The organism is Streptomyces sp. NBC_00076 (genome assembly GCF_045041235.1).
GTDB lineage: Bacteria > Actinomycetota > Actinomycetes > Streptomycetales > Streptomycetaceae > Streptomyces.
The window spans coordinates 3,913,416-3,930,406 of record NZ_CP108242.1; the positions used below are offsets into that span (position 1 = coordinate 3,913,416).

Here is a 16,991-nt window from a genome sequence, read left to right on the forward strand (position 1 = left end):
CAGCGCAGTGCCCGGTACCCCCGACGGCCGCCCCCGGCCGCCACCGCGGCACGCGCGGGGAGGTGCACCTCATGACCGACCGAAGGCTTTGGTCCTACAAGGAGATCGCGGCACACATCCGGGTGCAGCCGGACACCGTACGGTCCTACCGCAAGCACGGTCTGCTGCCCCCGCCCGACCACGTCGAGGGCGGCAAGCCCTACTGGTACGCGGACACCGTCCGAGCCTGGGCGGCATCACGTCCGGGCAACCGCGGCCGAAGAGAGGCCTGACCCGGGGAACCGGACCTGCCCCACCTCCGTGTGGGGCACCGTCAGCTCCATGGCTCGATGACCGTCACACCCGCCCCCGGCGCCGAGCCCATCGCCGCCAGCGCTGCCGGTGTCGCGTCCAGCGTGATCGTGGACGTGACCAGCAGGTCCGGCCGCAACACTCCCGCCCGGACGAGTTCCAGCATCGGCGGGTAGGTGTGGGCGGCCATGCCGTGGCTGCCCAGGAGTTCGAGTTCGAGGGCGATCACGCGGGCCATCGGGACCGGTGTCGTGCCGCTCGCCGAGGGCAGCAGGCCGACCTGGACATGACGGCCTCGACGGCGCAGGCCGTTGACCGAGGCGGCGCAGGTGGTGGGCGAACCCAGGGCATCGAGGGAGAGATGGGCGCCGCCGTCGGTCATGTCGAGGATCGCCTCCGCCGTGTTCTCCGTGCGGGACGCGTCCACGCACTGCGCCGCGCCGAACTTCCGTGCCAGGTCCAGGGCGTGCGGGGACACGTCCACCGCCACCACCCGCGCCCCCGACGCCGCCGCGATCATCACGGCGGACAGACCGACGCCTCCACAGCCATGCACCGCGACCCACTCCCCCGCCGCCACCCGGCCCTGCTGCACCACCGCGCGGAACGCCGTGGCGAACCGGCAGCCGAGGGAGGCTGCGGTGGCGAAGGACAGGTCCTCGGGGACGGCGATCAGGTTCACGTCGGCGTGGTCCAGCGCCACGTACCTGGCGAAGGAGCCCCAGTGGGTGAAGCCGGGCTGGGTCTGCCGCTCGCACACCTGCTGATCGCCCGCCGCGCAGGACGGACAGGTGCCGCAGGCGCAGATGAACGGGACGGTGACCCGGTCACCCGGGCGCCATCCGGTCACCCGGGCGCCCACCGCCTCGACGACGCCGGCGAGTTCGTGCCCCGGCACGTGCGGCAGCGCGATGTCCGGGTCGTGGCCCTGCCAGCCGTGCCAGTCGCTGCGACACAGTCCCGTGGCCTCGACCCGCACCACCACCCCGTGCTCAGCGGGCTCCGGGTCGGCCACCTCGCGCACCTCGGCCGGCTCCCCGTACCGCTCGAACACCACTGCCCGCATGCGCGCCCCTGCTTCCCGTTCCTGCGCCGATCACCTCTGACGGCGGCACGCTATCCGCGCGTCTTCGCCTTGTCGCGCGCGGGCTCGTCCGCTTTCCCCTCGTCAGGTTCCCTCTCGTCAGGTTCCGCCTCCTCGGGTTCCCGCTTGTCCCCCTCCGGACCTCCTTCCGGACCTCCTTCCGGGTCGCCCCCTTCCGGCTTGCTCTTTTCCTTCTCGGCGGCGGCTACGGGCCGCTCCCCCTCGCTCAGTCCGAACCGTTCGTGGAAGCGCCGCAGCGGGCCCGGGGCCCACCAGGTCGCCCGGCCGGTGAGGCGCATCACCGCCGGGACCAGGAGGCTGCGGACGATCATCGCGTCCATCAGGACGGCCAGGGCGATACCGAGTCCGAGCATCTTGGTGTTGGTCACACGGGACGTGCCGATGGCGACCCCGGAGAAGCAGGAGAAGGAGCAGCCCCGCCGCCGCCAGGCCCGGGGTGAGCGCCGCATCGCCCAACTCCTCGAAGCCGCCGCCAACGTCTTCTGCACCACCGGCTACACGGCCGCCAGCACGAGCGCCATCGCCCGCGAGGCCGGCGTCTCGCCGGGCACGCTGTACCAGTTCTTCCCGAACAAGGAAGCGATCACGATCGAGCTGGGTGACCGGCAGCGGCGATTCGGGTACGCGCACGACGGCCCGGGAGAGTCCCGGGCACGCCTTTCACCCGACGGGGTACTCACCCCACGCCCCGCCACACACTCCGCCCGCGCACCGCACACCTCTTGGAGAAGTACCCCCTAGGGGTATAAAGTGGAGTGTGCGGGCCCCACCCTGGCCACGACCGCCCCACACGTCCGTACGAGGAGAACGACATGACCACTCAGACCGACACCCCCGGTTCCGTCACCGCCGTCTACAAGGTGAGCGGAATGAGCTGCGGACACTGCGAGGGGGCCGTCTCCGGCGAGCTCTCCGAGGTCGCCGGTGTCAGTTCGGTGAAGGCCGTCGCCTCGACCGGCGAGGTGACCGTGGTGTCCGCGGCCCCGCTCGACGAGGAGGCCGTGCGCGCCGCCGTCGACGAGGCGGGCTTCGAACTCGTCGGCAAGGTCTGAGGCAGACTGAGCCACGCACCTCCCCAACCCGTGCCGGATCGGCCGACACCCGTCGCCGTCCGACCCGGTCCGCTCTCTGGAGTACGGACATGTCCACCACCACCGACCGCGCCCCGACAACCGGGACGTCGGAAGTCGAACTGCTCATCGGCGGAATGACCTGCGCCTCCTGTGCGGCCCGCGTCGAGAAGAAGCTCAACCGCATGGACGGCGTGACCGCCACGGTGAACTACGCGACGGAGAAGGCGAAGGTCAGCTACCCGACGGACGTCGACGTCGCCGATCTGATCGCGACGGTGGTGCGGACCGGGTACACGGCCGAGGAACCGACGCCGCCCCCGGAGGAGACCGTCACCGCGAAAGACTCCGTGGCGGACGCCGAGGAGGACCCGGAGTCGGCCTCCCTCCGGCAGCGACTGACCGTCTCCGTCCTGCTGGCCGTCCCGGTCGTCCTGCTCTCCATGATCCCGGCGCTCCAGTTCGACAACTGGCAGTGGCTGGCGCTCACCCTGGCCTCGCCCGTCGTGGTCTGGGGCGGTCTGCCCTTCCACCGGGCCGCCTGGACGAACATCCGGCACGGCGCGGCCACCATGGACACCCTGGTCTCGCTCGGCACACTGGCGGCGTTCGGCTGGTCGCTGTGGGCGCTGTTCCTCGGCGACGCGGGCATGCCGGGCATGCGGGACCGCTTCGAGCTGACCGTTTCACGGATGCACGGCACCTCCACGATCTACCTCGAAGTCGCCGCCGGAGTCACCGCGTTCATCCTGCTGGGCCGCTATCTGGAGGCTCGCGCCAAGCGCCGCGCCGGGGCCGCGCTGCGGGCCCTGATGGAGCTCGGCGTGAAGGACGTGGCCGTCCTGCGGGACGGGCGGGAGGTACGGATCCCGGCGGCCCGGCTGGCCGTCGGTGACCGGTTCGTCGTACGGCCCGGGGAGAAGGTCGCCACCGACGGCACGGTCGTCGAGGGCGCCTCCGCGGTGGACGCGTCCATGCTGACCGGCGAGTCCGTCCCGGTGGACGTCACCGTGGGCGACACCGTCACCGGTGCCACGGTCAACGCCGGCGGGCGGCTGGTCGTCGAGGCCACCCGGGTCGGCGCCGACACCCAGCTCGCGCGGATGGCGAGGCTGGTGGAGGACGCGCAGAACGGCAAGGCCGAGGTGCAGCGGCTGGCCGACCGGGTCTCCGGGATCTTCGTGCCGGTGGTGATCGCGATCGCGGTCGGCACCTTCGGGGTGTGGCTCGGCGCGACCGGTGACACGGTCGCCGCGTTCACCGCGGCCGTCGCGGTCCTGATCATCGCCTGCCCGTGCGCGTTGGGCCTGGCCACCCCGACCGCCCTGATGGTCGGCACCGGGCGCGGCGCCCAGCTCGGCATCCTCATCAAGGGCCCCGAGGTCCTGGAGTCCACGCGCCGTGTCGACACGGTCGTCCTGGACAAGACCGGCACGGTCACCACCGGCCGGATGACCCTCCAGGAGGTCCACTTCACCGAGGGCGCGGACCCGAAGGAGGTGCTGCGGCTCGCGGGCGCCCTGGAGCACGCCTCCGAGCACCCGGTGGCCCGGGCGGTCGCCGCGGGAGCCGAGGAACGCGTGGGACCGCTGCCGGAGGCCGAGCACTTCGAGAACGTGCCCGGCCGGGGCGTACGCGGACGGGTGGAGGGTCGCGAGGTGGCCGTGGGGCGCCTTTTCGACGTGCTCCCTCAGGACCTGGCCCGTGCGCGGGAACAGGCCGAGAGGGACGGGCGTACGGCCGTCCTGGTCGGCTGGGACGGAGCGGCCCGCGGGGTCCTGGCCGTCGCGGACGCGGTCAAGGAGACCAGCGCGGAGGCGGTGCGGGAGCTGCGGGCCCTCGGCCTCACGCCGGTGCTGCTGACCGGGGACAACCGGACGGTCGCCCTGGCGGTCGCCGGGGCCGTCGGGATCGACGCCGAGCACGTGGTCGCCGAGGTGCTGCCCGAGGACAAGGTCGACGTCGTGCGACGGCTGCAGGGCGAGGGCCGGGTCGTCGCCATGGTCGGTGACGGCGTCAACGACGCGGCCGCGCTCGCCACCGCCGATCTGGGTCTGGCCATGGGGACCGGGACCGACGCGGCGATCGAGGCGGGCGACCTGACGCTGGTGCGCGGGGATCTACGGGTGGCCGCGGACGCGATCCGGCTGTCACGGCGGACCCTGTCCACGATCAAGGGCAACCTCGTGTGGGCCTTCGGGTACAACGTGGCCGCGCTGCCGCTGGCTGCCGCCGGGCTGCTGAACCCGATGATCGCGGGCGCGGCGATGGCGTTCTCGTCGGTGTTCGTTGTGACCAACAGCCTTCGGTTGCGCGCATTCCGATGACGGGCCCCTCTGGAGTCCGGCGCCACACTCACATAAGCTCTTCACAAGGCTCGCGCATCATCCTTACGCTTGGGTCGCCCGTTTGTCGTATCCGGGCCCTTGCGTATCTAACGGACATATGCAAGAGACGCAGATCACAGTGATGCGAACGTAACCATCGAAGGGGTTCGAAGGTCTAAGTTGGCGATGTCAGGCAGCGTCTTGGGGGGCGCTCACTGACATCTGAGGATGTCTTGGGGGACTTCCTCAGAGATGCGTTGCCGGGACACGTACACCGGGGAGCTTTGAGCGGCCCTCCCAGCGTGCGCTGTCCCGGCAGACCGCACACTGGAGTAGTACGAGGAGTTTTGCTCGTTCTGCTCAACGGAACCACCAGGCAGTATCAGGCAGTACCGCAAGACAGCGATTCAGGCGCTGGTTCTCACAGACGCCCGGCCGGATCCCGTGGGGGGAATCCGCACCGGGACATGGGAAGGCGCCCTGGACGTCGGCCCGTGGGGGGACTGGCGCTGGGGCGCCTTCCGCATATCCAGCGGCACGCCGGACATCCAGCGGCACGCCAGGTCAACCGGCGCACGGGTTCCATCACCCCGTGAGCTCACCGGTTCAGTCAGCCCACGAGTGCACGGGTTTCCCAGCCCACGAGTGCACAGGTTCGGTTCGCCCCCAGGAGCTCACCGGCACGCGAACACGAAGGCCCCGCACCCGGCCGAAGCCGTGTACGGGGCCCTGGTGGGCAACTCAGCGGTGGGCGACTCAGCGCTCCTCGACCGCAACGAAGTCGCGCTCGACCACGCCCGTGTAGATCTGGCGCGGGCGGCCGATGCGGGAGCCGGGCTCCTTGATCATCTCGTGCCACTGGGCGATCCAGCCCGGGAGGCGGCCCAGGGCGAACAGGACCGTGAACATCTCGGTCGGGAAGCCCATGGCCCGGTAGATCAGACCGGTGTAGAAGTCGACGTTCGGGTAGAGGTTGCGCGAGACGAAGTAGTCGTCGGAGAGCGCGTGCTCCTCCAGCTTCAGCGCGATGTCCAGCAGCTCGTCGGACTTGCCGAGGGCGGACAGCACATCGTGCGCGGCAGCCTTGATGATCTTCGCGCGCGGGTCGAAGGACTTGTACACCCGGTGGCCGAAGCCCATCAGGCGGACGCCCTCTTCCTTGTTCTTCACCTTGCGGATGAAGGAGTCCACGTCGCCGCCGTTGGCCTGGATGCCCTCGAGCATCTCCAGGACGGACTGGTTGGCGCCGCCGTGCAGCGGGCCCCACAGGGCGTTGATGCCGGCCGAGATCGACGCGAACATGTTGGCCTGCGAGGAGCCGACCAGGCGGACCGTGGACGTCGAACAGTTCTGCTCGTGGTCCGCGTGCAGGATCAGCAGCTTGTCGAGCGCGGAGACGACGACCGGGTCGAGGTCGTACTCCTGCGCCGGGACCGAGAAGGTCATACGCAGGAAGTTCTCGACGTAGCCGAGGTCGTTGCGCGGGTAGACGAACGGGTGACCGATCGACTTCTTGTACGCGTAGGCGGCGATCGTCGGAAGCTTGGCGAGCAGACGGATCGTCGAGAGGTTGCGCTGCTTCTCGTCGAACGGGTTGTGGCTGTCCTGGTAGAACGTGGACAGCGCCGAGACGACCGACGACAGCATGGCCATCGGGTGGGCGTCGCGCGGGAAGCCCCGGTAGAAGTTCTTGACGTCCTCGTGCAGCAGGGTGTGCTGCGTGATGTCGTTCTTGAAGACGGTGAGCTCGTCGACGGTCGGCAGCTCGCCGTTGATCAGCAGATAGGCCACGTCCAGGAAGGTGGAGCGCTCGGCCAGCTGCTCGATCGGGTAGCCGCGGTACCGGAGGATGCCGGCCTCGCCGTCGAGGTAGGTGACGGCGGATTTATAGGCGGCGGTGTTCCCGTAGCCGCTGTCCAGAGTGACCAGACCGGTCTGGGCACGGAGCTTCCCGATGTCGAAGCCCTTGTCGCCGACGGTGCTGTCGATCACCGGGTAGGTGTACTCGCCGTCGCCGTACCGCAGTACTACAGCGTTGTTGGTGTGCTCGCTCACGTCATCCCTCACCGACGTTGTGCCTCTTCTTCGAGGTTGCCCTGACTGTCTCTACCATCCCCCATTTGGCGCAGGAGAGTGCACTCGGGGTCGGCCGTTGGGCGTATCGGCGGCACTGAGTGCCGCCAACTCGCCCATCCTGCCTCCCCCTCACCCGCTTCCGGAAGAGCTCTGTGACCCATGTGACTCATTTGATCGATCATTTTTGGTGATGTCGGCCCTCAGATCCCCCGAAGCCCCCCGAAAGGACCCTGGACCGCAGGGTCACCGGCCCGAGAGCCGGAAGTCCAGTGCCGTGCAACGCCGCCCCGCCGACACCGTGCGCACCGCCTGGCCGATCGCCTTGCGGGAACCGACGAGGACCACCAGTTTCTTCGCCCGGGTGACCGCCGTGTACAGCAGGTTCCGCTGGAGCATCATCCAGGCGCTGGTGGTGACCGGGATCACCACGGCGGGATATTCACTTCCCTGCGAGCGGTGAATGGTCACCGCGTACGCGTGCGCCAGCTCGTCCAGTTCGTCGAACTCGTACGGGACCTCCTCGTCCTCGTCCGTCAGCACGGTGAGGCGCTGGTCGACCGGGTCGAGCGAGGTGACCACGCCCACTGTGCCGTTGAAGACACCGTTGGTGCCCTTCTCGTAATTGTTGCGAATCTGGGTGACCTTGTCGCCGACCCGGAAGACCCGCCCGCCGAACCGCTTCTCGGGCAGCTCCGGGCGGCCGGGGGTGATGGCCTGTTGGAGCAGGCCGTTGAGGGTGCCCGCACCGGCGGGCCCGCGGTGCATGGGGGCGAGCACCTGGACGTCCCGGCGCGGGTCGAGGCCGAACCTGGCCGGAATCCGCCGGGACGCCACGTCCACCGTGAGCCGGCCGACCTCCTCCGTGTCGTCCTCGACGAAGAGGAAGAAGTCATTCATGCCGTCGGTGACGGGGTGCTGTCCGGAGTTGATCCGGTGCGCGTTCGTCACCACGCCGGACTGCTGGGCCTGGCGGAACACCCGGGTCAGGCGCACGGCCGGGAGCGGGCCGCCGTCGGCGAGCAGGTCGCGGAGCACCTCGCCGGCGCCGACGCTGGGGAGCTGGTCGACATCCCCGACGAAGAGAAGGTGCGCGCCCGGGGGGACGGCCTTGACCAGCTTGTTCGCCAGCAGCAGGTCCAGCATCGACGCCTCGTCGACCACCACCAGGTCGGCATCGAGGGGGCGGTCCTTGTCGTAGGCCGCGTCACCGCCCGGCTTCAGCTCCAGCAGACGGTGGACGGTGGATGCCTCGGCGCCGGTGAGCTCGGACAGGCGCTTGGCGGCTCGGCCGGTGGGGGCGGCGAGGACGACCTTGGCCTTCTTGGCGCGGGCCAGCTCCACGATCGAGCGGACCGTGAACGACTTGCCACAGCCCGGACCGCCGGTGAGGACGGCGACCTTCTCGCCGAGCGCCAGCTTGACGGCGGCCTCCTGCTCGGGGGCGAGCTCGACCCCGGTACGGGCCTTCAGCCAGCCCAGCGCCTTGTCCCACGCGACCTCCCGGAAGGCGGGCATCCGGTCCTGGTCGGTGCGCAGGAGGCGCAACAGCTGGGCGGAGAGGGAGAGTTCGGCGCGGTGGAAGGGGACGAGGTAGATCGCGGTGACGGGCTCGCCGCCGTCAGGTCCCGGGACCTTCTCGCGTACGACACCGGGGTCCTCCCCCTCTTCCGGGGGCGCCGCGAGTTCGGCGAGGCACTCGATGACCAGGCCCGTGTCGACCTGGAGCAGCTTCACCGCGTCCGCGATCAGCTGTTCCTCGGGGAGATAGCAGTGCCCCTGGTCGGCGGACTGCGACAGGGCGTACTGCAGGCCCGCCTTGACGCGCTCCGGGCTGTCGTGCGGGATGCCCACGGACTGGGCGATCTTGTCGGCGGTGAGGAAGCCGATGCCCCAGACGTCGGAGGCCAGGCGGTACGGCTGGTTCTTCACGACGGAGATCGAGGCGTCGCCGTACTTCTTGTAGATGCGCACCGCGACCGACGTGGACACCTCGACGGTCTGGAGGAAGAGCATGACCTCCTTGATCGCCTTCTGTTCCTCCCAGGCGTCGGCGATCTTCTTCGTGCGCTTGGGGCCGAGCCCTGGGACCTCGATGAGCCGCTTGGGCTCCTCCTCGATGATCTTCAGGGTGTCCAGGCCGAAGTGCTGGGTGATGCGGTCGGCGAAGACCGGGCCGATCCCCTTGACCAGGCCCGATCCGAGATAGCGGCGGATGCCCTGGACGGTGGCCGGGAGGAGGGTCGTGTAGTTCTCGACGGTGAACTGCTTGCCGTACTGGGCGTGCGAGCCCCAGCGTCCCTCCATGCGGAGGGACTCGCCGACCTGGGCGCCGAGCAACGCGCCGACGACCGTCAGCAGGTCGCCGCCACCTCGGCCGGTGTCGACGCGGGCGACCGTGTAGCCGTTCTCCTCGTTGGCGTATGTGATGCGCTCCAGCACGCCTTCCAGCGTGGCCAGTCGCCGCTCGCCCGTCTGGGAGGCCCCCGCCTGATTGGACATGATCCGACGGTACCGCCCGGGTCCGACAACGGCGGGCGCGGACCGGAAACGGCTCCCGCACAGAGCGAGTGTTGTAGCGACCGTTGTGCTGTCAGCTGTGTGTGGTCGGCGTGGGCGGGACTGAGTCGGCGGGGCCGGTCAGGAAGCCGGTGATGAGCCGGCTCGATTCGGCCGGGGCGGCGTGCGGCAGCGCGTGGTGGGAGACGTGCGGCAGCGTGGCCGTCGTGACGTGCGGCAGGAGCGTCTCGGCGGCGGCGGCCACCTTGGCGGGGTTGTGGGTCCGGCTGTTCGCGGCGAGCAGGAGCAGGACGGGCAGGTTCAGGCGGCGCAGCGCCTTCGGCCTCGGGCGTGGTCCGACCACCGGGCGGAGGGAGGGGAAGCCCGCGGCCGCCTCTTGGAGGGCGAGCCAGTCGGGGTCGAAGGGGGCGCCCCCCGTCTCCCATTCCAGGAAGGTCCTAACCCTTCGGGGCGTGGGCCGCAGCAGCATCCGTAGCGCGTGCGACCCGTAGGACGACTTGATCGCGGTGAAGCACTGGGTCGGGTCCAGGAGGACCAGGTGGCGCACCCGGTGGGGCGCGCGCAGGGCGTAGTGCAGCGCGATCCAGGCGCCGTACGAGTGCCCGCCCAGGTCGGTCTCCGCGAGGCCGAGGCCCTTGAGGAGCGCGTCGAGCCAGGTCGTCAGGTCGGCGACCGTACGGGCTTGGCGGTCGGGGGCGGGTGCGCTGCGGCCCGGGGCGCCGATCAGGTCGACGGCGTACAGCCGGTGGACGCGGGAGAGTTCTGCGGCCTGCCGGTACCAGGAGGCCGAGGTCGCGCTTCCCCCTCCCGGCAGCAGGAGGAGTGGTGGGCCGTCGGCCGGGCCGCACATGTTCACGTGCGTCGCGCCGAAGGGTGTGGGCACGGTCGCGGCCCCACGCGATGTCGGCCACTTGGTCATGACCTTGTCGTAGGCGGCGAGGAAGCCGTCCATGTCGTACGTGCGGCGAGCGCTCATGAGCCAGGTCCCCTTATTATCTCGCTCAGTGAGATACTTGTTGAACGAGATGATAGTCGGAGGCCGCGAGTGACCGACAAGGATGGCGAGGAGCCCGCCGAGGGGGCGGGGCAGGGGCCCGAGATGGAGATCGTCCATCTGCTGCGTGCCGTGGCCGTCGACCTGGGGCGGCACAGCGCCCGGTTCGCCCGGCACAACGGCATGCATCCCACCGACGTGCGCGCGCTGATCGTCCTGATGGACGCCCACCGCGCGGACGAGGAGACCACGGCGGGGCAACTCGGTGCGGCGCTCGCACTGAACTCGGCGGGGACCACGGCACTGGTCGACCGGCTGGAGCGGGCCGGGCATGTGCGGCGGGTACGCGGCCAGGAGGACCGCCGCAAGGTCACCATCGAGGTCGACGAGCGCGCGATCGCCCTCGGCCGGCAGCACTTCGGCCCGCTGATCGACCGGGCGGTGGGCCTGTTGCGCCGGTACGACGAGCGGGAACTGGCCGCGATCAGGGACTTTCTGACGGGAGTGCGGGAGGCCGCGGCCCAGGAGGACGACTAGGGCCGTGGCAGGCGTCGCGACGGGGCGGACCTCGCCTGCCGCGGCACTCGGGGTGTCCGCGGACCGTCACCCACGAGCCGGGCCTGGAACCGTCTCCCCAGCTGCCCTCCACCACGGCCGCCGACGAGGTCCTTACACAGCGGTCCGCCGGCGGCTCAGCAGCTGAGGACGTGCCTCACCTCCTCCAGAACAAGTGATGCGTCACCCCGCTGGGGCTCGGCACCACATCGCAGTGGAAGCGGTCGAGGAGTTCCTCGGGCGACTCCCAGAGCCGTGAGCCGGATCCGAGTTTCACCCCCGGCGAGACCGCCACGTGCAGCGTGTCCACCAGGTCGGCTTCGAGGAACTCCCGGATGACCTTGGCGCCGCCGCCGAGGCGGACGTCCTTGCCCTGTGCGGCCTGCCGCGCCTGCTCCAGGACCTCGGCCGGGTCGCCGCCGACGAAGTGGAACGTGGTGTCGGAGAGCGTGAACGAGGGGCGCTCGTGGTGGGTCATGACGAACACCGGCGTGTGGAACGGGGGTTCCTCGCCCCACCAGCCCTTCCACTCGTGATCCTGCCAGGGGCCGCGCTGGGGACCGAACTTGTTACGGCCCATGATCTCGGCGCCGATGTTGTGCGCGAAGTCGCGCGTGAGGTAGTCGTCGAGACCGCGGCTGCCCCCGGGGTCGGTGCGGTTGGGCCAACTCGCCGTGGCACCGGCCCAGGCGAACATGGTCCCGGGGTCGGCGTGGCCGAACGGTCGTTCCAGGCTCTGGTGCTCGCCGGCACCGTAGCCGTCACTCGAGACGCCGAAGTTCTGCACGCGCAGTAGCTGAGGCACGATGCTCCTCCTGTGGTCGATGAGGGTTGGACCGCTCCGGCCGGCGAATCTCATCGGTCGTCGGGGAATCCCGGTTCCGGCTCACCCCGACTGTGCCACCACGTGCTCGATCACCTGCTTGAAGTCCTCGGTCGAGGAGAACTCCACGAACTCGCTGTCCTCCAGGGCCATCGGGACATGCCCGGGCGCCCAGTAGTACGCCTGACCCGCCTCGTACTCCTCCTCGCCGGCCGCCGTACGCACCCTGATCCGGCCCTTCAGCAGGTAGCCCCAGTGGGGGCACTGGCACGCGTCGTCGGGCAGGCCCTTGAGGGCCGGGCCCATGTCCGTGCCCTGCGGCAGGCTGATGTAGTTCACCGACATGTCACCGCCGATCGGCATGGTGCGTACCTCCACGCCGTCACCTTCGAGCGCCACGGGTACGTCGTTCCGGGTCGCCGCAGTCATGACTCCTCCGCTCCGGCCCGCCCGGGCCTCGCGACAATGGACCCCCCTCCTTCCACCCTGAACCGCCGAGGGGCACCCCGCGACATCACGATCTGATCAAGAGGTGCCCTCGGGGCCTTGATTTACGGGCGTGTAATCGATTCCATCCATCCGTCGGTGTAATCGATTCCACGAGTGCCTGACTTCGCATGAGTGCTTCCACCAGCACTCTCCCGACTGATTCCACAAGGAGGTGGAGCGGCCGTGGCCGGCATCAAGGACGTCGCTGCCGAGGCGGGGGTCTCCGTCGCCACGGTCTCGCGTGCCCTGAACGGTCATCCGTCGGTCAGCGCGGACGCCCGCGCGCGCGTGCTGGCCGCCGTCGAGACGCTGGACTACCGCCCGAACGCCGTCGCCCGCTCGCTGCGCACCGACCAGACCCACACCCTCGGCCTGGTCATCAGCGACGTGATGAACCCCTACTTCACCGAACTGGCCCGCTCCGTCGAGGAGGAGGCCCGCGCGCTCGGCTACAGCGTCATCATCGGCAACGCCGACGAGCGGCCCGACCTCCAGGACCACCACGTACGGAGTCTGCTGGACCGCCGTATCGACGGCCTGCTGGTCTCCCCGACCGACGGCAGGTCGCCGCTGATGCTGGACGCCGCGCGCGGGGGGACGCCGATGGTCTTCGTGGACCGGTGGATCCCGGGCTTGGAGGTGCCGGTCGTTCGGGCGGACGGACGGGCGGCCGTCCGGGATCTCGTCGCCCATCTGTACGGGCTCGGGCACCGGCGGCTGGCGATCATCGCGGGGCCGGCGGCGACCACGACCGGCCAGGAGCGGGTGGACGCCTTCAGGGAGGCGCTGCACGCGCACGGTCTCGAGCTCCCCGACGTCTACACGGGGCAGGGCGACTTCCAGGCCGACAGCGGGCGGCGGGTCACCGACGGCTTCCTCGACCTGCCCGAGCCGCCCGAGGTCGTCTTCGCCGCGGACAACCTGATGGCCCTGGGCGCGCTGGACGCGGTTCGCGCGCGCGGGCTGCGCGTTCCCGAGGACATCGCGCTGGCCGCGTTCGACGACATCCCCTGGTTCGTGCACACCGATCCGCCGATCACCGCGATCGCCCAGCCCACGGGCGAGCTGGGGCGGGCCGCCGTGCGCGCGCTCGTCGACCGCATCGAGGGACGGCCCCCCAAGTCCGTCACCCTCGCCGCCCATGTCGTCGTACGCCGCTCGTGCGGCGAACCGGCTCCCACGGAGCCACCCCCCGCACAGTCCCCCGCTGTGCGGTCCCCCGTAAGAAGGAGCCAGACGTGAGCAACCCGGACGAGTTGCTGCGCATCGAGGGCATACGCAAGACCTTCCCCGGCGTGGTCGCGCTCGACGGCGTCGACTTCGACCTGCGCCGGGGCGAGGTGCACGTCCTCCTCGGTGAGAACGGCGCGGGCAAGAGCACCCTCATCAAGATGCTCTCCGGCGCCTACACGCCCGATGGCGGGCGGATCCTGGCCGGTGGCGAGGAGGTGCGCATCCATGGCGCGCAGGACTCCGAGCGCCTCAAGATCGCCACCATCTACCAGGAGTTCACCCTCGTTCCCGATCTGACGGTGGCCGAGAACATCTTCCTGGGGCGGCAGCCGCGCCGCCTGGGCATGATCGACCGGAAGAGGATGGAGGCGGACGCCGCCGTCCTCCTGGAGCGGGTCGGCGTGAACGTGTCCCCCCGCGCGCGGGTGCGTGAACTCGGCATCGCACGCCTCCAGATGGTCGAGATCGCGAAGGCGCTGAGCCTGGACGCGCGGGTGCTGATCATGGACGAGCCGACCGCCGTGCTCACCTCCGAGGAGGTCGACAAGCTCTTCGCGATCGTGCGCACGCTGCGCGCGGACGGCGTGGGCGTCGTCTTCATCACGCACCACCTGGAGGAGATCGCCGCCCTGGGAGACCGGGTGACGGTCATCCGGGACGGCAGGAGTGTCGGGCAGGTCCCCGCCACCACGCCCGAGGACGAACTCGTCCGTCTCATGGTGGGACGGTCGATCGAGCAGCAGTACCCGCGCGAACGGGCCGACCGGGGCGCCGCGTTGCTCTCCGTCGAGGGACTCACGCGCGACGGCGTCTTCCACGACGTCAGCTTCGAGGTGCACGCCGGCGAGGTGGTCGGTGTCGCGGGGCTGGTCGGGGCCGGTCGTACGGAGGTCGTGCGGGCGGTGTTCGGCGCCGACCGGTACGACAAGGGGGCTGTGAAGGTCTCCGGCACCTCGGTTCCCAGGCACGACGTCAACGCGGCCATGACCGCGGGCATCGGTCTGATCCCGGAGGACCGCAAGGGCCAGGGGCTGGTCCTCGACGCCTCGGTCGAGGAGAACCTCGGTCTGGTCACCATGCGGTCCGCCACCCGCGCCGGGCTCGTCGACCTCACGTCGCAGCGCGCGGCCGCCGAGCGGATCGCCGAGCAGCTCGGCGTGCGGATGGCCGGCCTCGGCCAGCACGTACGGACGTTGTCCGGCGGCAACCAGCAGAAGGTCGTCATCGGCAAGTGGCTGCTGGCCGACTCCAAGGTGCTGATCCTCGACGAGCCGACGCGCGGGATCGACGTCGGCGCCAAGGTCGAGATCTACCAGCTGATCAACGAACTGACGGCCGCCGGCGCCGCCGTCCTGATGATCTCCAGCGATCTGACCGAGGTGCTCGGTATGAGCGACCGGGTGCTGGTGATGGCGCAGGGCCGGATCGCGGGCGAACTCGCCGCGGACGAGGCCACTCAGGACGCCGTGATGGCGCTCGCCGTCAGCAACCCCACGAACGAGAAGACCGGAACGGAGGCCTCCCGTGGCCACTGACACGCTCAAGAGCACGACGGGCGCGGGTGCCGCCTCGGGCGGCCTGCGCCGTCTCCTGCTCGACAACGGCGCGCTGACCGCGCTGATCGTCCTCGTCATCGCGATGTCGGCGCTGTCCGGCGACTTCATGACGACCGACAACCTGCTCAACGTCGGCGTCCAGGCGGCCGTGACCGCCATCCTCGCCTTCGGTGTCACCTTCGTGATCGTCTCGGCGGGCATCGACCTGTCGGTGGGCTCGGTGGCGGCCCTGTCGGCCACCGTCCTCGCGTGGAGCGCCACCTCGCAGGGCGTCCCGGTCGCGATGGCCGTCGTCCTCTCGATCGCGACCGGCATCGCGTGCGGTCTGGTCAACGGTTTCCTGATCTCGTACGGCAAACTGCCGCCGTTCATCGCGACGCTGGCCATGCTGTCGGTGGCCCGCGGCCTGTCGCTGGTCGTCTCGCAGGGGTCCCCCATCGCCCTTCCCGGCTCGGTCTCGCACCTCGGCGACACCCTCGGCGGCTGGCTGCCGGTGCCGGTGCTGGTGATGGTCGTGATGGGGCTCATCACGGCGTTCGTGCTGGGGCGGACGTACATCGGACGTTCCATGTACGCGATCGGCGGCAACGAGGAGGCGGCCCGTCTGTCGGGGCTGCGGGTGAAGCGGCAGAAGCTCGCCATCTACGCGTTCTCCGGCCTGTTCGCCGCTGCCGCGGGCGTGGTGCTCGCCGCCCGGCTGTCCTCAGCGCAGCCGCAGGCCGCGCAGGGCTACGAGCTGGACGCGATCGCCGCGGTCGTCATCGGCGGCGCCTCCCTCGCGGGCGGTACCGGCAAGGCGTCCGGCACGCTGATCGGCGCGTTGATCCTGGCGGTGCTGCGCAACGGGCTGAACCTGCTGTCCGTCTCCGCGTTCTGGCAGCAGGTCGTCATCGGTGTCGTGATCGCGCTGGCGGTGCTCCTTGACACGCTGCGGCGGAAGGCCGGGGCGACTCCGGCCGCCGCGGGCACCTCCGGCGGCGGCAAGGGCAGGCAGGCGGCGACGTACCTGCTCGCGGCCGTGGTCGCGGCGGCGATCGTCGGTGGCATGTCCTTCCTGCACGGCGGCTCCTCGGTGGCGAAGAGCCAGAAGATCGGGCTGTCGCTGTCGACGCTCAACAACCCGTTCTTCGTGCAGATCCGCTCCGGTGCGCAGGCGGAGGCGAAGAAGCTGGGCGTGGACCTGACGGTCACCGACGCGCAGAACGACGCCTCGCAGCAGGCCAACCAGTTGCAGAACTTCACCAGCGAGGGCCTCGGCACGATCATCGTCAACCCGGTGGACTCGGACGCGGTGACTCCGGCGGCGAAGGCCGTGAACAAGTCGGACATCCCGCTGGTGGCGGTCGACCGGTCGGTCAACAACGCGGACACCGCCGCGCTCGTCGCCTCCGACAACGTCACCGGCGGCAAGCTCGCCGCGAAGACGCTCGCCGAGAAGCTGGGCGGCAAGGGCACGATCGTGATCCTCCAGGGCCAGGCGGGCACCTCCGCCAGCCGGGAGCGCGGCTCGGGCTTCGCCGACGGTCTGAAGGCCTACCCCGGCATCAAGGTGGTCGCCAAGCAGCCCGCCGACTGGGACCGCACCAAGGGCCTGGACGTCATGACCAACCTGCTCCAGGCCAACCCCGACATCGACGGCGTCTTCGCGGAGAACGACGAGATGGGGCTCGGCGCGATCAAGGCGCTGGGTGCCAAGGCCGGAAAGTCCGTCCAGGTCATCGGCTTCGACGGCACGGCGGACGGGCTCACCGCCGTCAAGGCGGGCACGCTGTACGCGTCGGTCGCACAGCAGCCGACGGAACTCGGCAGGATCGCGGTGCGGAACGCGGTCGACGTCGCCGAGGGCGGCAAGGTCGCGAAGTCGGTGATGGTGCCGGTGAAGGTGGTCACGAGGGAGAACGTGGCCGGGTTCACGGGCTGAGGCCTGACTTCACGGGCTGATACGTGAGTTTCAC

13 protein-coding genes and 2 pseudogenes are annotated in these 16,991 nt (G+C 70.2%); 8 read left to right on the top strand and 7 right to left on the bottom strand.

Features of this window, described 5'->3' with window-relative positions; genetic code table 11:
* The first annotated feature begins 71 nt into the window (after window positions 1–71).
* The gene (locus OHA64_RS17730; protein ID WP_405614071.1) at window positions 72–272 is read left to right on the top strand and encodes a helix-turn-helix transcriptional regulator; all 201 of its coding nucleotides are present in this window, start codon (window positions 72–74) and stop codon (window positions 270–272) included.
* 41 nt (window positions 273–313) lie between these two features.
* Here the strand turns inward: OHA64_RS17730 and OHA64_RS17735 are convergent, their stop codons facing one another.
* Together OHA64_RS17735 and OHA64_RS17740 are read right to left on the bottom strand one after the other, a co-directional pair.
* The gene (locus OHA64_RS17735) at window positions 314–1,357 is read right to left on the bottom strand and encodes a zinc-dependent alcohol dehydrogenase family protein (RefSeq protein WP_405614073.1); all 1,044 of its coding nucleotides are present in this window, start codon (window positions 1,355–1,357) and stop codon (window positions 314–316) included.
* A gap of 50 nt (window positions 1,358–1,407) precedes the next feature.
* A pseudogene (locus OHA64_RS17740) lies at window positions 1,408–1,785 on the bottom strand (MMPL family transporter); the annotation flags it as partial.
* On the opposite strand from OHA64_RS17740, the pseudogene OHA64_RS17745 reads away from it, so the two are divergent.
* From OHA64_RS17745 to OHA64_RS17755, 3 genes and pseudogenes are all read left to right on the top strand, one after another.
* Window positions 1,778–2,002: pseudogene (locus tag OHA64_RS17745) on the top strand (TetR/AcrR family transcriptional regulator); the annotation flags it as partial. The pseudogenes OHA64_RS17740 and OHA64_RS17745 overlap by 8 nt on opposite strands.
* 206 nt (window positions 2,003–2,208) lie before the next feature.
* On the top strand, window positions 2,209–2,448 hold the full coding sequence (locus tag OHA64_RS17750; RefSeq protein WP_405614075.1) for a heavy-metal-associated domain-containing protein: 240 nt from the start codon (window positions 2,209–2,211) through the stop codon (window positions 2,446–2,448).
* Window positions 2,449–2,537: 89 nt separating this feature from the next.
* Window positions 2,538–4,793 carry a heavy metal translocating P-type ATPase gene (locus OHA64_RS17755; RefSeq protein ID WP_405614077.1) on the top strand — a complete coding sequence of 752 codons (2,256 nt, stop codon included), beginning with the start codon at window positions 2,538–2,540 and terminating at the stop codon, window positions 4,791–4,793.
* A gap of 756 nt (window positions 4,794–5,549) precedes the next feature.
* On the opposite strand, the gene OHA64_RS17760 is transcribed toward OHA64_RS17755, so the two are convergent.
* From OHA64_RS17760 to OHA64_RS17770, 3 genes are all read right to left on the bottom strand, one after another.
* Window positions 5,550–6,848, bottom strand: coding sequence for a citrate synthase (locus OHA64_RS17760; RefSeq protein ID WP_405614079.1), 1,299 nt, complete (start codon window positions 6,846–6,848; stop codon window positions 5,550–5,552).
* A 264-nt stretch (window positions 6,849–7,112) separates the two neighbouring features.
* A complete protein-coding gene (locus tag OHA64_RS17765) occupies window positions 7,113–9,368 on the bottom strand; it encodes an ATP-dependent RecD-like DNA helicase (protein WP_405614081.1) in 2,256 nt (751 codons plus the stop codon).
* A 91-nt stretch (window positions 9,369–9,459) separates the two neighbouring features.
* On the bottom strand, window positions 9,460–10,362 hold the full coding sequence (locus OHA64_RS17770) for an alpha/beta fold hydrolase (protein WP_405614083.1): 903 nt from the start codon (window positions 10,360–10,362) through the stop codon (window positions 9,460–9,462).
* Between the two features lie 123 nt (window positions 10,363–10,485).
* On the opposite strand from OHA64_RS17770, the gene OHA64_RS17775 reads away from it, so the two are divergent.
* Window positions 10,486–10,917, top strand: a complete 432-nt coding sequence (locus OHA64_RS17775) for a MarR family winged helix-turn-helix transcriptional regulator (protein ID WP_405624007.1) — start codon at window positions 10,486–10,488, stop codon at window positions 10,915–10,917.
* A 175-nt stretch (window positions 10,918–11,092) separates the two neighbouring features.
* Here the strand turns inward: OHA64_RS17775 and OHA64_RS17780 are convergent, their stop codons facing one another.
* Together OHA64_RS17780 and OHA64_RS17785 are read right to left on the bottom strand one after the other, a co-directional pair.
* Window positions 11,093–11,740 carry a dihydrofolate reductase family protein gene (locus tag OHA64_RS17780; protein WP_405614084.1) on the bottom strand — a complete coding sequence of 216 codons (648 nt, stop codon included), beginning with the start codon at window positions 11,738–11,740 and terminating at the stop codon, window positions 11,093–11,095.
* 81 nt (window positions 11,741–11,821) lie between these two features.
* Window positions 11,822–12,187 carry a hypothetical protein gene (locus tag OHA64_RS17785; protein ID WP_405614086.1) on the bottom strand — a complete coding sequence of 122 codons (366 nt, stop codon included), beginning with the start codon at window positions 12,185–12,187 and terminating at the stop codon, window positions 11,822–11,824.
* Window positions 12,188–12,430: 243 nt separating this feature from the next.
* On the opposite strand from OHA64_RS17785, the gene OHA64_RS17790 reads away from it, so the two are divergent.
* Genes OHA64_RS17790 through OHA64_RS17800 form a run of 3 tightly spaced genes read left to right on the top strand, consistent with a single transcriptional unit; the run spans window position 12,431 to window position 16,957 of the window.
* Window positions 12,431–13,489: a LacI family DNA-binding transcriptional regulator gene (locus OHA64_RS17790; RefSeq protein WP_405614088.1), complete on the top strand. Its 1,059-nt coding sequence runs from the start codon at window positions 12,431–12,433 to the stop codon at window positions 13,487–13,489.
* The gene (locus OHA64_RS17795) at window positions 13,486–15,015 is read left to right on the top strand and encodes a sugar ABC transporter ATP-binding protein (RefSeq protein ID WP_405614090.1); all 1,530 of its coding nucleotides are present in this window, start codon (window positions 13,486–13,488) and stop codon (window positions 15,013–15,015) included. Before OHA64_RS17790 ends, OHA64_RS17795 begins: the two co-directional genes overlap by 4 nt.
* On the top strand, window positions 15,005–16,957 hold the full coding sequence (locus OHA64_RS17800; RefSeq protein ID WP_405614092.1) for a substrate-binding domain-containing protein: 1,953 nt from the start codon (window positions 15,005–15,007) through the stop codon (window positions 16,955–16,957). Before OHA64_RS17795 ends, OHA64_RS17800 begins: the two co-directional genes overlap by 11 nt.
* Window positions 16,958–16,991 lie beyond the last annotated feature (34 nt).

Excerpts from the sequence above, each read along its gene's own strand:
- OHA64_RS17730 (WP_405614071.1), top strand. The coding sequence starts at position 72 with ATGACCGACCGAAGGCTTTGGTCCTACAAGGAGATCGCGGCACACATC.
- OHA64_RS17735 (WP_405614073.1), bottom strand. The coding sequence starts at position 1,357 with ATGCGGGCAGTGGTGTTCGAGCGGTACGGGGAGCCGGCCGAGGTGCGC.
- OHA64_RS17750 (WP_405614075.1), top strand. The coding sequence starts at position 2,209 with ATGACCACTCAGACCGACACCCCCGGTTCCGTCACCGCCGTCTACAAG.
- OHA64_RS17755 (WP_405614077.1), top strand. The coding sequence starts at position 2,538 with ATGTCCACCACCACCGACCGCGCCCCGACAACCGGGACGTCGGAAGTC.
- OHA64_RS17765 (WP_405614081.1), bottom strand. The coding sequence starts at position 9,368 with ATGTCCAATCAGGCGGGGGCCTCCCAGACGGGCGAGCGGCGACTGGCC.
- OHA64_RS17770 (WP_405614083.1), bottom strand. The coding sequence starts at position 10,362 with ATGAGCGCTCGCCGCACGTACGACATGGACGGCTTCCTCGCCGCCTAC.
- OHA64_RS17775 (WP_405624007.1), top strand. The coding sequence starts at position 10,486 with ATGGAGATCGTCCATCTGCTGCGTGCCGTGGCCGTCGACCTGGGGCGG.
- OHA64_RS17785 (WP_405614086.1), bottom strand. The coding sequence starts at position 12,187 with ATGACTGCGGCGACCCGGAACGACGTACCCGTGGCGCTCGAAGGTGAC.